A 13,382-nucleotide genomic window follows, 5' to 3' on the forward strand; every position below is an offset into this window, starting at 1 on the left:
TCCTTTGCGGTCGGTCGCGCGCAACCTAACGGCTAAAGCCCGGTCTGCAAGCCCACAGCGATGTCCGTCTGCGACACGGCGACTGATTTCATCACCGCGTAACATTCGGCCCCATCGACGATGTCCAGCCGGTCGGCGCTGCGGCGCGTGATGCGCGCCAAAAGACGGTCCTGACCGGCCTGCAGCTGCACGACCACCCCCGGCCCTTCGCCGCGCCGCACCGCCAGCACCCTCACCGGCAGGATGTTGAGCGCCGAAAGATCTTCGGGACGCGTGCGGGCAAGGATCACGTCCTGCGCAAGGATGCGCACCCGCAGCTTGGCCCCCACCGGGGCCTCCACGGCTGGCAGCAAAAGCTGCCCGGCAGAGATCGACAAGGCGCTCAGCCCATCGGGGTGATGCGCCGCGACCGTTGCAGACAGCACCGCGCCCGCGTCGCGAATGCCCAGCATCCGGACCATGTCGGGATCGGTCAGCACCTCGTCGGGAGCGCCCGACCGCACGACACGCCCCTCGTCGATCAGCACGATATGCGTGGCCAGCCGTGCCACCTCGGCCATGTTGTGGGTCACGTAAAGGATCGACAGCCCGGTCTCGCGCCGCAGGGTTTCGAGATAGGGCAGGATCTCGGCCTTGCGCGGCCCGTCGAGCGACGCCAGAGGCTCGTCCATCAACAGCATGTCGGGTTCCGACAAAAGCGCCCGGCCAATCGCCACGCGTTGCGCCTCACCTCCGGACAGCGCATGGGTGCGGCGGTCCAGCAGATGCGAGATTCCCAGAAGCGCGGCGACCTCCTTCGGGTCCCGCGACCCGCGACCGCTGACGCGTGCGGCATAACAAAGATTGTCGCGCACCGTCAGATGCGGAAACAGACGGCTGTCCTGGAACACGTATCCCAACCGCCGCTTGTGCACCGGCACGTCGATCCGCGCAGCGGTGTCGAACAGCACCCGCCCGTCTAGCGCGATGCGTCCCTGTTGCGGCGTCAGAAGACCCGCGATGGATTTGACCACCGAGGTCTTGCCGCTGCCCGACCGGCCGAAGAGCACGGTCACCCCCTCGGGCGCGTCGAACGTCGTGTGCAGATCAAAGCCGCCCAGATCCCGCCGAATGTCGACCGTCAGGCTCATGATCCCGAGATCCGCTGTGCCACCCGGCGGGACAGGAATTCCGACAGGATCAGCGCGCCGATGGCGATGGCCACCGAGACCATCACAAGGCGCATCGCCCCGGTCTCGCCCCCCGGCACCTGCAGAAAGGCATAGATCGCAGACGGCACGGTGCGGGTTTCGCCAGGGATATTGGACACGAAGGTGATGGTCGCGCCAAATTCGCCCATTGCCTTGGCAAAGGCCAGAACGGCACCTGCGATGATCCCCGGCACGATCAGCGGCAAGGTTACAGTGACGAACACCTTGATCCGGCTGGCACCCAGGGTGGCAGCCGCCTCTTCCAGTTTCGGATCGACCGCTTCGATCGCCAGCCGGATCGCCCGAACCATCAGGGGAAACGCCATGATAGCCGCCGCGAGCGCCGCACCCGTCCACTGGAACGCGAGGGTGATACCGAACAGGTCATCAAGCACCGACCCGATGGGGCCTTGGCGCCCGAACCCCAGCAGCAGCAGATAGCCCGTCACCACCGGTGGCAGCACGAGGGGCAGATGCACGAGCCAGTTCAGCACATCCCGGCCAAGAAACCGCCACCGCGCCAAGGCGTGCGCACAGAGCAGGCCGAAGGGCAGGCTGAGCAGCGTCGCCCAGAACGACACCTTGAGCGACAAGGCGACCGCCTGCCATTCCTCCGGCCCGAGCCATGTCGTCATTGAGCAGGTCCGGCGCGCAGGAACCCGTAGCGGCCCAGAACCTCCTGCGCCGTGTTCCCGGACAGCCAGGTCACGAAATCGCCCGCAGCGGCCGGGTCAGCCGCATCCGTCACCACGGCAGCCGGATAGCGGATCGGCGGATGGCTTTGGGCTGAGAAAACACCCGCAACCACAACGCGGGGTTCGGCCAGAGCATCTGTGGCATAGACGGCCCCCAGAGGTGCTTCGCCCAGAGCCACGAGGGCAAGCGCGGCGCGCACGTTGTCGGTGGGGGCGAGGCGTGTGCTCAGCGCGTTCCACAGCCCGAGATCGGTCAGCGCCGCCTTGGCGTAGATGCCGGCGGGCACCGCTTCGGGAAGGGCAATGGCCAGCCTGCCCGTCGGACCAAGGGCCGCCAGGATGTCGGTCTGCGCCGTCACCTCGGTCTGCGAGGCAGCGCCCGGATCATGCGCCACGAGCACCAGCCGGTTGGAGGCGATGTCGACGCGGCTTTCCGCTTGAAGACGGTCACGCTCGGCCAGCCAATCCATCCACGTCTCGTTCGCGGAGACAAACACGTCAGCTGGCGCGCCGGCGTCGATCTGGCGGGCCAGCGTCGAACTGCCCGCCAGGACAAGCGTCACGGCCTGCCCTGTTTCCCCTTCCCAGACCGTTGCAAGCTCGCCCATCGCATCGCCCAGGGACGCGGCAGCAAACACGGTCAGATCGGCGGCTTTTGCCGGAAGCGCGAGGCAGATCAGCGCCAGCGCAGTGCGCAGTATCGGGGTCACGACGGGCAGATCCTTGTCCTTGGTCTTGTCCTTGCGCCACAAGAACAACTGCGCCGATCCGAGGCAAGGGCTCCCGCGCCAAGTGGGACGAATCTCTTGAGAACAAAATGTGAACATGCAAGTATGTGGCATGCATAATGCCGCCGCCCTCCTGTCCCGACGCCCCCACCGCCCCGCACCGCAGATCACGCTGGGCGATCCGGAAATCGCGCTGCGGCTGGGCCGTGTGCACGAACTCTGCGGACAGGCGCGCCATACGCTTGCCGTGTCGATCGCCGCAAAACTGGGGGGACCGGTGGTCTGGATCGCACAACAGGGTGCCTCTGAATTCATCTCCCCCGAGGCCATCGCGGACCAGATCTCCCCCGGCCATGTCCTGTTTGTCACGCCACCCAAGCGCGACATGCTGCTGTGGGCGATGGAAGAGGCGCTGCGCGACGGTCACGCCCCCGTGGTGATCGCCGATCTGCAAGCCCCCCCGGCGATGGTGCCGATCCGCCGCCTGCATCTGGCCGCCGAGGCGGGCAGCGGGATCGGGGTCTGCCGCCCGCTTGCCCTGCTGCTGACGCCGGGCCAGGGGGGCGCGCCGGGGATCGAGACCCGCTGGTCACTGGATCCTGCGCATCACAACGGGCCGGGCCACTGGACCCTGAGCCGCCTGCGCGCCCGCATGGCCCCGCCGCGCGACTGGCTGATGACGCGAAGCGGTGACGGTCTGGCCCCCTGCCCCACACCTCAAGGCAGCACGCCCCAAGAAATTTCGTGCGAAATTTCTCAGGCCTCGCGTGACATTCCGCGAAAACCCTTAGCTGGGTCCAAAGAAACGACACAGATGGTCGAATAGAATCGACCGACGCCCTCGTGATGCGTTATCGATGACACTCATGCGTCTGCCTCTGTCCTTTGCTGCCCTCTTCCTGTCTGTTGCCTTGTTGCAACTCTCCTCGGGGGGCGTCGGACCGCTCGATGCCATTTCCGGCATCACGCTCGGCTTCACGACCGCCGAAATCGGCCTGCTCGGCTCGGCGCATTTCGTCGGATTCTTCATCGGCTGCTGGTGGGCACCCCGCCTGATGGGCACGGTCGGCCATGCGCGCGCCTTTTCCGCCTTCACCGTGTTGGGCGCAATGGGGCTGATCGGCCACATGATGCTGCCCGATCCCACGGCCTGGGCGCTCATGCGGGTTGCAACAGGCGTCTGCATCGCGGGCTGCTACACCGTGATCGAAGCCTGGCTGCAGGCCGAAGTGACCAATGAGACACGTGGCCGGGCGATGGGGCTTTACCGCATCGCCGACATGGGGGCATCGCTGATCGCGCAGCTGCTGATCGGCGTGCTGACCCCTGCCGCCTATGTGAGCTACAACCTGCTGGCCATCCTGTGCTGTGCGGCGCTGCTGCCCATGGCCCTAACCACGCGGCCCCAGCCTGAAACGCCGGATGCGCCGCGGCTGCGCCCGATGCTGGCGGTCTCGAAATCCCCGCTGGCTGTCGCTGGCGTGATCGTCGCCGCGATCTCGTCCGCGTCCTTTCGCATGGTCGGACCGGTCTACGGGCAGGGTGTCGGGCTGGCTCTGGACCAGATCGCGCTTTTCATGGCGGCCTTCGTCGCCGGGGGCGCACTGGCGCAATATCCGGTGGGCTGGCTCGCCGACAAGTATGACCGGCGCTGGGTGCTGATCTGGCTGTCGGTCGCTGCCATCGGATCCTGTGTCATGACGGCAACACTGACCGATCTGCCCACATCGGGCGTGTTCCTCACCGCGATGGTCTTTGGATTGACCACCTTCCCGATCTATTCCGTCGCCGCCGCACATGCGCATGATTTCGCCACGTCCAGCGAACGGGTCGAGCTGTCGGCGGCGCTCATGTTCTGGTTCGCCTGCGGTGCGATCGCGGCACCCTATCTCGCATCGGTGCTGATGGGGCTTTACGGTCCTCCGGCGCTTTTCGCAATGATCGCTGTCGGACATGCGGTGCTGGTGGTCTTCGGGCTGATCCGCATGCGCGCTCGCCCGAGCCAGGCCAAGACACCCTATGTCTATGCGCCGCGCACATCGTTCCTGATCGGGCGCCTGATGCGACCCAGCCGCGACAAGGACTGATCCTCTGGCATGTGCGCCTGCGATCCGTTAAAGCGGCGCAGACTTCTGACAAACACGCGGGCGCATGAATTATGGCACGGCATCTGATCACGTCGGCGATCCCCTATATCAACGGGATCAAGCATCTTGGAAACCTCGTGGGCAGCCAGTTGCCCGCCGACCTTTACGCACGCTATCAGCGCGCGCGCGGCAACGAGGTGATGTTTCTGTGCGCCACCGATGAACACGGCACGCCCGCCGAACTCGCTGCGGCCAAGGCAGGGAAGCCGGTGGCCGAGTATTGCAAGGACATGCACGCGGTTCAGTCCGAGATCGCCAAGGGATTCCGCCTGTCCTTTGACCATTTCGGGCGGTCCTCCAGCCCGCAGAACCACAAGCTGACCCAGCATCTTGCGGGGCGTCTGGCCGATGCGGGCCTGATCCGCGAAGTCAGCGAAAAGCAGGTGTATTCCCATGCCGACAAACGGTTCCTGCCCGACCGCTACATCGAGGGCACCTGCCCCAATTGCGGCTACGACAAGGCGCGCGGCGACCAGTGCGAGAACTGCACCAAACAGCTGGACCCCACCGACCTGATCGACCCGCGTTCAGCCATTTCCGGATCAACCGACCTGGAGGTGCGCGAGACAAAACATCTGTATCTGCGCCAATCCGACATGCGCGGCAAGTTGCAGGACTGGATCGACAGCAAGACCGATTGGCCGATCCTGACGACCTCCATTGCCAAGAAATGGCTGAACGATGGCGACGGCTTGCAGGACCGGGGCATCACCCGTGATCTGGACTGGGGCATCCCGGTCAAGAAGGGCGAGGAAGACTGGCCCGGCATGGAGGGCAAGGTCTTTTATGTCTGGTTCGACGCGCCCATCGAATACATCGCCTGCGCGGGCGAATGGGCCGAGGCGCATGGCAAGACCGATGCCGATTGGGAACGCTGGTGGCGCACCGACCGGGGCGCGGATGATGTGCGCTACACCCAGTTCATGGGCAAGGACAACGTGCCGTTCCACACGCTCAGCTTTCCGGCGACGATCCTCGGGTCGGGCGAGGACTGGAAGCTCGTGGATTACATCAAGTCGTTCAACTACCTGAACTACGATGGCGGCCAGTTCAGCACCTCTCAGGGGCGCGGAGTGTTCATGGATCAGGCACTGGCCATCCTGCCCGCCGATTACTGGCGCTGGTGGTTGCTGAGCCATGCGCCCGAAAGCTCGGACAGCGAGTTCACCTGGGAGAATTTCCAAGGCTCGGTGAACAAGGACCTGGCCGATGTGCTGGGCAATTTCGCCAGCCGTGTGACCAAGTTCTGCCGGTCCAAGTTCAGTGAAGAGGTGCCCGCGAACGGCACGCCCGGGGACCGCGAGACCAGGCTGATCGCCGATCTGGAAAAGGGACTGCGCGAGTACGAAGCGCATATGAACGCCATCGAGGTCCGCAAATCCGCCGCAGCCCTGCGCGGGCTGTGGGTTCTGGGCAACGAATACCTTCAGGATGTCGCGCCCTGGACCACATTCAAGGAAGACCCGGACGCGGCAGCGATGCAGATCCGCATCGCGTTGAACCTCATCCGCTTCTATGCGGTCATCTCGAGCCCGTTCATTCCGGACGCATCGGCGCAGCTTTTGACCGCGATGAAGGACGAAGAGGCGACCTGGCCTGCAGATGTGGCCTCGGCGATCACCGCGCTGCCGGTTGGTCATGCGTTCCTTGTGCCCGAAGTTACGTTCCGCAAGATCAGCGACGAGGAGCGCGCGGGATGGCAAGAGCAGTTTTCAGGTGTCCGGACCTGACGCCTGCCGAGTCCTTGATCCGCAAATACCTTGGGACGCGCGAGGGGCAGAACCCCTCGCACGCGTGCCTCAAGCAGCCTTGATGTCGACCAGTTCGACGTCGAAGGTCAGGTCCTGACCGGCCAGCGGATGGTTTGCATCCAGCGTCACTTCGGTCTCGGACACGTCCGCGACCATGACCGGAACAACCTGTCCGGTCGGCGTCTGCATCTGAAGCTGTGTGCCCGGCTCGAGCGGGATATCTGCCGGGATCTCGGTGCGCGGCACGGCTTGCTGTGCATTGGGATCGCGTTGGCCGTAAGCCTGATCGGCGGGCACGGTGACGGTTTTCGTGTCGCCCACGGCCATGCCGGGGATCGCCTGATCCAGACCGGGGATGATCTGGCCTGCGCCAACAGTGAACTCCAGCGGATCGCGTCCGGTCGAGCTGTCGAATGTCGAACCGTCCGTCAGGGTTCCTGTGTAATGAATCGAAACGGTATCGCCCGTTTTTACCTGGGTCATGACTACTCCGTATGTCGGGGGGATGAGTGTGGGAGGCCGCGTCTCTCGCGGGTGCTCCGGCGTATTGAAGGAGTTTAGCAAGACATGGCCAAAGACACAAACCACCTATGCAGGAGCGTGTTTCAGCAGCGTTGCACGTATCTGCAGGGCTAGACCGGCAGCGCGGTGGTCTTGAACACCGTGCGCAGCGCAAATGAGCTTTGCATCTGCGCCACTCCGGGCAACCGCGTGAGGTATTGACGGTGGATTCGGGCGAAATCCTCGGTGTCTTCGGCCACGATCTTGAGAATGTAGTCGGCGGTTCCGGCCATCAGGTGACATTCCAGAACATCGGGCACCCGCGACACCGCCTTTTCGAACGCCTCGAGCAGGTCGTCGGCCTGGCTGCTCAGCTTGATCTCGACGAAGACGGTTGTGGGCATGCCCAGCTTGCGGGCATTGAGCAGGGCCACGTATTCGCGGATATAGCCGTCGGCCTCCAGCCGCTGCACGCGACGATGGCAGGCCGATGCGGACAGGTGAATCGACTCCGCCAGTTCGGCATTCGAGATACGGCCCTTGCGCTGCAGCACCCGCAGAATCCGCCGATCCGTGTCATCAAGGGACATGACGCTCACTTTCTTCCGATTTCAGTCAGTTTTTTCGAAGCATCTTCGCAGGATGGCCTGTCTGCCGCCAAAGTTCCATACGGAATTGCGTCTGGAAAGGCGCATCCTGTCGCCAGACACAGTCGGAGGAGACAGTCATGAAAATCGGATGCCCCACAGAGATCAAACCCCAGGAATTCCGCGTCGGCATCACTCCGAGCGCGGCACAGGAAGCCGTTGCCCATGGCCATACCGTTCTGATCCAGACAGGTGCGGGGGTTGGCGCAGGTTTTGACGACGCGGCCTACACCGCCGCAGGTGCGCAGATCATCGGCACCGCCGACGAGGTGTTCGCCAGCGCCGACATGATCGTCAAGGTCAAGGAACCGCAGGCGAAAGAACGCAAGATGCTGCGCGAAGGCCAGCTTCTGTTCACCTACCTGCACCTCGCGCCGGACCCCGAACAGACGCGCGACCTGCTTGCCTCGGGCTGTACCGCCATCGCCTATGAAACCGTGACCGACCGCAATGGTGGCCTGCCCCTGCTGGCGCCGATGTCCGAAGTGGCTGGCAAGCTGGCCCCGCAGATGGGCGCGTGGACGCTGCAAAAGGCCAATGGCGGCCGCGGCGTGCTGATGGGCGGTGTTCCGGGTGTCGGCCCGGCACAGGTCGTCGTGATCGGCGGCGGCGTTGTTGGCACACATGCGGCTCGTGTGGCCGCAGGCATGGGCGCGGACGTGACCGTGCTGGATCGGTCCCTGCCCCGGATGCGCTATCTGGACGACGTGTTCGGCAGCACCTTCCGCACCCGCTATGCAAGCCAGGCCAATATCGCCGAGATGATCACCTCCGCCGACATGGTGGTCGGTGCCGTGCTCATCCCCGGTGCCGCAGCGCCCAAGCTGGTCAGCCGCGCCGATCTGGCGACGATGAAGCCGGGTTCGGTGCTTGTGGATGTGGCCATTGATCAGGGCGGGTGTTTCGAGACATCCCACGCCACCACGCATGAGAACCCGATCTACGACGTGGACGGCATCCTGCATTACTGCGTTGCCAACATGCCCGGTGCCGTGGCGCGCACCTCGACCATCGCATTGGGCAACGCCACGATGCCGTTCATGCTGGCACTGGCCGACAAGGGCTGGCGTCAGGCCTGCACCGACGATCCGCATCTTCTGGCCGGTCTGAACGTGCATGCCGGTCAACTGACCTATGTCGCCGTGGGTCAGGCGCTTGGCATGGACGTGACCGCACCCGAAAAGCTGCTCAAGGCTGCGTAACACAGACATCCAGCGCCTCTCCGGCGAGGGCGCTGGCATGAGTCTGGTCGGGTCGCGTCAATCGCGCGGTCCGACCAGGCGATCAATCGGCGCGTAATCGTCGGTCAGGCGCACACCCGTCGCGGCAAGCTGATCGACGAAGCCCGCACCAAGTGCTGCAAAAGTCGTTCGTTCCGGTGCCGGTACGGAAAAGCTGTCAGTCGGCGTTTCGGACGTGCCAGCCGCGATCACCATGACCACACGTTCGCCCGGCGCGGGACGGCGCGCCTCTGTCCAGACCTCGACCACCGGGAAAATGTCGCGCAGCGTGAGGACAACGCTGCCGACGGCCTGCATCCGGTCGGAATAGTCGATGACGTTCATCAGGTAAGTGCCCTCCGACGTCAGCCGATCGCGGACCAGTTCAAAGAATTCAGCCGTCACAAGATGCTGCGGCACCGCCGTGTCGGTAAAGGCATCGCCGATCACCACGTCATAGCGGCGCGGGTCCACGAGTAAAGCCCGCCGCGCGTCCATATCAAGGATTTGGACTCCGGCAGGATCGAACCAGAAGTCCCGCTGCGCCAGCTCGGTCACCGCCGGGTCGATCTCGGCAACGGTGGTTGTCGTGAACCCGCGATGGGCAAAGGCACGCGGCAGGGCATAATTGCCACCGCCGATATGGAACGTTGCAGGATCAGCCGTCGGCGCGCGCAGCCGCGTCAGCGCATCGAGCATCGCCGCGTGATCGGTGAACATGATGTCGGGCGCATCCTGCGCCGAGATCCCGTGCACCAGATGGTCGATCACCATCGCCCGCGTCACATGTGACGGGTCGGCGGACACGTCCACCGTTTGAAGGCAGAAATAGCGGCTCTCGATGGTGCACGGCCCGTTGGACAGCGCCGAGGACAGCCCAAGCGCCATCGCCCCGACAAGGGTTGCGCCGTGCAGCGCGCGCAACCCTCTGCCCAGCACAAAGCACAGCGCAGCCCCGCCAGCATAGACGAGGGTGACGGTTGTGAGAGTCCAGAGACTGCCCAGCCAAGAGATAAAGACGAATCCCGCCAGCAACGTGCCCAAGATGGCCCCGATCGCCCCCGATGCAAACATCGCGCCCAGCGCCTGTCCCTGCCGCGACGGGCCGGACAGCGACACCTGCGTGAGCAGCGGCGCGGGAATGCCCGCAAACAGCGAGGGCAGGAAAAACGCGGCCAGCGTCAGCCCGGTGATTCCCCAGACCGGTTGCGGAAACGCGGTCAGGACGGGTTCGGCGGAGGCCCGCAAGGCCAGCCCTGCAAGCGCCGTGGTCACAGCCGCCGCAACCAGCGCCCAGCCTGTCGCGACCATAGGGTTGATGCCGGGACGGTCGGCCAGACGCCCACCCCACCAGTGGCCGGCGGAAAATCCAGCCAGAACCACTGCGATCACCGAGGTCCATGTATAGAGCGACATGCCCACGTAAGGCGCGAGCATACGGCCTGCTACAATCTCGACCACCATGGAGGCCGCCGAAACGGTGGCCTGAAGGGCGACAAGCAGCCAGAGGGGCGGCAGGGGCATAAAATTACTCGCAACTTGAGCGTTCGGCTCTTGTTGCGTGCCATGCGGTCGTTGGCAAGTGGTGTCGGTGTCAGGCCAAAGCCAGCACGGGTCCATCCAGCAGTTGCATCAACGCGCCGAAATATCCGCCGGACCTTGCTGGCTGGTTCGGGTCGGAGGTGATCGCAACGGCCAGATTGCGCTCCGCATGGGCCGCGATGACCTGCCCACCATAGCCGCGCGCCAGCGTGTAGCCCGAGGGCGACAGGAACCAGCCATAGCCATAGGACAGCCCCGACCACGGCGAGCGTGCATAGGCCACGGTCGACGCCGCGACCCAACTTTGCGGGATGATCTGTTCACCGTCATACTGCCCGCCATCGCGCATCAGCTTGGCGATCTTCAGCATGGCGGTCGGACGCAGCGCCATGTTGTTGCCGCCCATGTAATACCCCTGCGGATCGCGGGTCCATGGCGGGATCTCGATCCCCAAGGGTCCGCCCAGCCGTTCGCGCGCCTGTTCCAGCAGGCTCTTGCCGGTCGCTTCGGTCAGGGCAGCGCCAAGGATATGCGTCGATCCGGTGGAATAGAGCATCTGCCCGCCGGGATCGGCCACCATCGGTCGCGACAGCGCATCGGCAAGCCAGTTCCGGGAATTGACCCACGCGCCGTAATTGGCGCCCGACGTGCGCTCCAGCCCGGCGCGCAGGGTGACGAGGTCTTGCAGCGTGATGTCGCCCGCGCCTTGGGTCGCGTTGGAGGGCAGGATGCCCGGCGCAATCTCGGACAATGATGCCTGCACCGAGGGCACCTCGCCCCGGTCGATGGCCGCACCAAGAAGCAGCGCGACAAGGCTCTTGGAGCAGGACTTGATATTGGCCAGCCTCTCCAGCCCCGGACCGCGCGGGGCTTCGGCCAGAACAGGATCCGCACCTCGGCTGATCTGGATCGAATGCAATTGCGGCAAGGCGTCGATCGCGCTGCGGAGGTCATCTGTCTGCGCGTGGGCAATGTAGGGCGCGCCGAGGGTTGCAGCGGTGCCAGCGAGGAATGTCCGTCGGTTCATCATGGATTTCGGTGTAAACCCCGCGCCTTCCATGTCCACAGCGCGGGGATCACGACTGCGTGCAATGGGGCAGGCAGGATTGCCGGCCCCGTCGCATGGCTCAGGACAGGTGATGCACCTCTTGCAGCGCATAGACCGGGGTCGGTACACCCTCCATCCGGGCCTTGATCTGCAGCGCGAGGAACTGGGAATAGTGGCGCGACTGGTGCAGGTTGCCGCCGTGGAACCACAGGTTGTCCTGCTGCGTCGGCTTCCACATATTGCGCTGTTCACCTTCCCACGGACCGGGATCCTTGGTGGTGTCCGACCCAAGACCCCAGACCTTGCCCACCTTGTCGGCCATCTCTTGGCCCATGAGGTCGGCAACCCAGCCGTTCATCGAATTGTAGCCGGTGGCAAAGACGATCAGATCGGCCTCAAGCTTTTCTCCGGTATCGAGGATCACCCCGTCCGCGACGATCTCCTCAACCTGACCACGCTTGAGCTTGATCTCGCCATCGATGATAAGCTGGCTTGCGCCCACGTCGATGTAATAGCCCGACCCACGCCGCAGGTATTTCAGGAACAGACCGGACTCGTCATCCCCCCAATCCAGCCAGAAACCTGCTTTTTCCAGTCCCTCGTAGAACTCCTTGTCCTGCTCCTTCATCGCGGCATAGGCCGGGATCTGGAATTCGTGCAGGATCGCGTAGGGCAGCGAGGCAAAGATGAGATCAGCCTTTTCGGTGGTCACACCGGCATTCAACGCGCGTTCAGAGTACAAATCGCCCAGACCGATCTCCATAAGCGTGTCCGAGCGCACGATATGGGTCGAGGACCGCTGCACCATCGTCACATCGGCATCGTGTTCCCAAAGCGCCGCACAGATGTCGTGGGCCGAATTGTTGGAGCCGACGACGACGCATTTCTTGCCCTTGTAGCGATCCGGGCCGGGATGCTGCGAGGAATGATGCATGTCGCCCTTGAACGTGTCCATGCCGGGGAAATCGGGAATGCGCGCCTTGCCGGACATGCCGGTGGCCATCACCAATTGCTTGGGCCGCAGGATGACGTCCTCTCCATCGCGATCGACCACGACGGTCCATTCCTGTTTGGCCTCGTCATAGGTGGCGGATTTGGCGGTGGTGCGGGTCCAATAATTCAGCTCCATCACCTTGGTGTACATTTCCAGCCAGTCACCGATCTTGTCCTTCGGGGCAAAGACGGGCCAGTTCTCGGGAAACTTGATATAGGGCAGATGGTCGTACCAGACCGGGTCATGCAGGCAGAGCGACTTGTAGCGCTTGCGCCAGCTGTCGCCGGGCCGGTCGTTCCGTTCGATGATGATGGTCGGCACGCCCAGTTGCCGCAGCCGAGCGCCCAGTGCGATCCCGCCTTGGCCACCGCCGATGATCAGGGTGTAGGGCTGGGTCGTGTAGCCGAGTTCAGCCGCCTCACGGTCCCGTTCTTCTGCCCATGTTTCACGGTTCTTTCCCGCGCCATGCTTGGCGCCAAGCGGTCGATCAAAACCCTTGGGTTCCTCGAAGCCCTTGAGTTCGACCATCGTGGTCAGCAGCGTCCAGATCTTGCCGTCACGAAGCCGGATCAGGCCATAGCCGCGTGCCACTTCGGTCTCGAACGTGATCCAGGCCGTTGTGATGCCGCCATCCTCGGTCACCACCTCGCCCTCGGCGATGGCCCAGTTGTGCGGTTTGGTCGTGACCAGCTGATGTTTCAGCATGTCCTCGACCTGATCCTTGCCTTCGACGGTCTTGAGATTCCAGGTGAAGGTGACAAGGTCGCGCCAATAACAATCATCCACGAACATCTCGCGGGCGCGTGCAATGTCGCAGTCCTCAAGCGCCTTTCCGAAATCGTCAAGAAAGGCCTGCATCGTGTCGGACAGTGATGAATCGAGCATAAATTCCTCCCAGATTTTTGCCGTTCTGATCTGA

Annotated in this window: 12 protein-coding genes; 4 read left to right on the plus strand and 8 right to left on the minus strand. The window is 63.9% G+C overall.

Annotated features, from left to right (window positions below):
* Positions 1–32 precede the first annotated feature (32 nt).
* From modC to modA, 3 genes are read right to left on the minus strand one after another with little or no spacing between them, the layout of a single operon-like run.
* Entirely contained in the window at positions 33–1,130 is a 1,098-nt protein-coding gene (gene modC / locus IEV82_RS00125; RefSeq protein WP_188479921.1) for a molybdenum ABC transporter ATP-binding protein, read from the minus strand.
* The gene (gene modB, locus IEV82_RS00130) at positions 1,127–1,825 is read right to left on the minus strand and encodes a molybdate ABC transporter permease subunit (RefSeq protein WP_188479922.1); all 699 of its coding nucleotides are present in this window, start codon (positions 1,823–1,825) and stop codon (positions 1,127–1,129) included. The genes modC and modB overlap by 4 nt, the downstream gene beginning before the upstream one ends.
* On the minus strand, positions 1,822–2,637 hold the full coding sequence (modA, locus tag IEV82_RS00135) for a molybdate ABC transporter substrate-binding protein (RefSeq protein WP_229747620.1): 816 nt from the start codon (positions 2,635–2,637) through the stop codon (positions 1,822–1,824). Before modA ends, modB begins: the two co-directional genes overlap by 4 nt.
* An 88-nt stretch (positions 2,638–2,725) precedes the next feature.
* Here modA and IEV82_RS00140 point away from each other — a divergent pair, with 88 nt between their 5' ends.
* From IEV82_RS00140 to metG, 3 genes are all read left to right on the plus strand, one after another.
* Positions 2,726–3,439 carry an ImuA family protein gene (locus IEV82_RS00140; protein ID WP_188479924.1) on the plus strand — a complete coding sequence of 238 codons (714 nt, stop codon included), beginning with the start codon at positions 2,726–2,728 and terminating at the stop codon, positions 3,437–3,439.
* 40 nt (positions 3,440–3,479) lie between these two features.
* Positions 3,480–4,700 carry an MFS transporter gene (locus IEV82_RS00145; protein WP_188480764.1) on the plus strand — a complete coding sequence of 407 codons (1,221 nt, stop codon included), beginning with the start codon at positions 3,480–3,482 and terminating at the stop codon, positions 4,698–4,700.
* Positions 4,701–4,771: 71 nt separating this feature from the next.
* Positions 4,772–6,490 carry a methionine--tRNA ligase gene (gene metG / locus IEV82_RS00150; protein ID WP_188479925.1) on the plus strand — a complete coding sequence of 573 codons (1,719 nt, stop codon included), beginning with the start codon at positions 4,772–4,774 and terminating at the stop codon, positions 6,488–6,490.
* Positions 6,491–6,559: 69 nt separating this feature from the next.
* Here metG and IEV82_RS00155 read toward each other — a convergent pair whose 3' ends face one another.
* Together IEV82_RS00155 and IEV82_RS00160 are read right to left on the minus strand one after the other, a co-directional pair.
* Positions 6,560–6,994, minus strand: a complete 435-nt coding sequence (locus tag IEV82_RS00155; protein ID WP_188479926.1) for an FKBP-type peptidyl-prolyl cis-trans isomerase — start codon at positions 6,992–6,994, stop codon at positions 6,560–6,562.
* Positions 6,995–7,143: 149 nt separating this feature from the next.
* Positions 7,144–7,602 carry an Lrp/AsnC family transcriptional regulator gene (locus tag IEV82_RS00160; RefSeq protein WP_188479927.1) on the minus strand — a complete coding sequence of 153 codons (459 nt, stop codon included), beginning with the start codon at positions 7,600–7,602 and terminating at the stop codon, positions 7,144–7,146.
* A gap of 137 nt (positions 7,603–7,739) precedes the next feature.
* Here IEV82_RS00160 and ald point away from each other — a divergent pair, with 137 nt between their 5' ends.
* The gene (gene ald / locus IEV82_RS00165; protein WP_188479928.1) at positions 7,740–8,861 is read left to right on the plus strand and encodes an alanine dehydrogenase; all 1,122 of its coding nucleotides are present in this window, start codon (positions 7,740–7,742) and stop codon (positions 8,859–8,861) included.
* A gap of 57 nt (positions 8,862–8,918) precedes the next feature.
* Here ald and IEV82_RS00170 read toward each other — a convergent pair whose 3' ends face one another.
* From IEV82_RS00170 to IEV82_RS00180, 3 genes are all read right to left on the minus strand, one after another.
* Positions 8,919–10,403, minus strand: coding sequence for a fused MFS/spermidine synthase (locus IEV82_RS00170; protein WP_188479929.1), 1,485 nt, complete (start codon positions 10,401–10,403; stop codon positions 8,919–8,921).
* Positions 10,404–10,473: 70 nt separating this feature from the next.
* A complete protein-coding gene (locus tag IEV82_RS00175; RefSeq protein ID WP_188479930.1) occupies positions 10,474–11,451 on the minus strand; it encodes a serine hydrolase domain-containing protein in 978 nt (325 codons plus the stop codon).
* A 97-nt stretch (positions 11,452–11,548) separates the two neighbouring features.
* Entirely contained in the window at positions 11,549–13,348 is a 1,800-nt protein-coding gene (locus IEV82_RS00180; protein ID WP_188479931.1) for an NAD(P)/FAD-dependent oxidoreductase, read from the minus strand.
* Positions 13,349–13,382 lie beyond the last annotated feature (34 nt).

This window comes from Marivita lacus, assembly GCF_014637725.1.
GTDB classification, from domain to species: Bacteria; Pseudomonadota; Alphaproteobacteria; order Rhodobacterales; family Rhodobacteraceae; genus Marivita; species Marivita lacus.

Excerpts from the sequence above, each read along its gene's own strand:
- IEV82_RS00155 (WP_188479926.1), bottom strand. The coding sequence starts at position 6,994 with ATGACCCAGGTAAAAACGGGCGATACCGTTTCGATTCATTACACAGGA.
- IEV82_RS00140 (WP_188479924.1), top strand. The coding sequence starts at position 2,726 with ATGCATAATGCCGCCGCCCTCCTGTCCCGACGCCCCCACCGCCCCGCA.
- IEV82_RS00180 (WP_188479931.1), bottom strand. The coding sequence starts at position 13,348 with ATGCTCGATTCATCACTGTCCGACACGATGCAGGCCTTTCTTGACGAT.
- modC (WP_188479921.1), bottom strand. The coding sequence starts at position 1,130 with ATGAGCCTGACGGTCGACATTCGGCGGGATCTGGGCGGCTTTGATCTG.
- metG (WP_188479925.1), top strand. The coding sequence starts at position 4,772 with ATGGCACGGCATCTGATCACGTCGGCGATCCCCTATATCAACGGGATC.
- IEV82_RS00170 (WP_188479929.1), bottom strand. The coding sequence starts at position 10,403 with ATGCCCCTGCCGCCCCTCTGGCTGCTTGTCGCCCTTCAGGCCACCGTT.
- IEV82_RS00160 (WP_188479927.1), bottom strand. The coding sequence starts at position 7,602 with ATGTCCCTTGATGACACGGATCGGCGGATTCTGCGGGTGCTGCAGCGC.
- modB (WP_188479922.1), bottom strand. The coding sequence starts at position 1,825 with ATGACGACATGGCTCGGGCCGGAGGAATGGCAGGCGGTCGCCTTGTCG.
- IEV82_RS00175 (WP_188479930.1), bottom strand. The coding sequence starts at position 11,451 with ATGATGAACCGACGGACATTCCTCGCTGGCACCGCTGCAACCCTCGGC.
- ald (WP_188479928.1), top strand. The coding sequence starts at position 7,740 with ATGAAAATCGGATGCCCCACAGAGATCAAACCCCAGGAATTCCGCGTC.
- IEV82_RS00145 (WP_188480764.1), top strand. The coding sequence starts at position 3,480 with ATGCGTCTGCCTCTGTCCTTTGCTGCCCTCTTCCTGTCTGTTGCCTTG.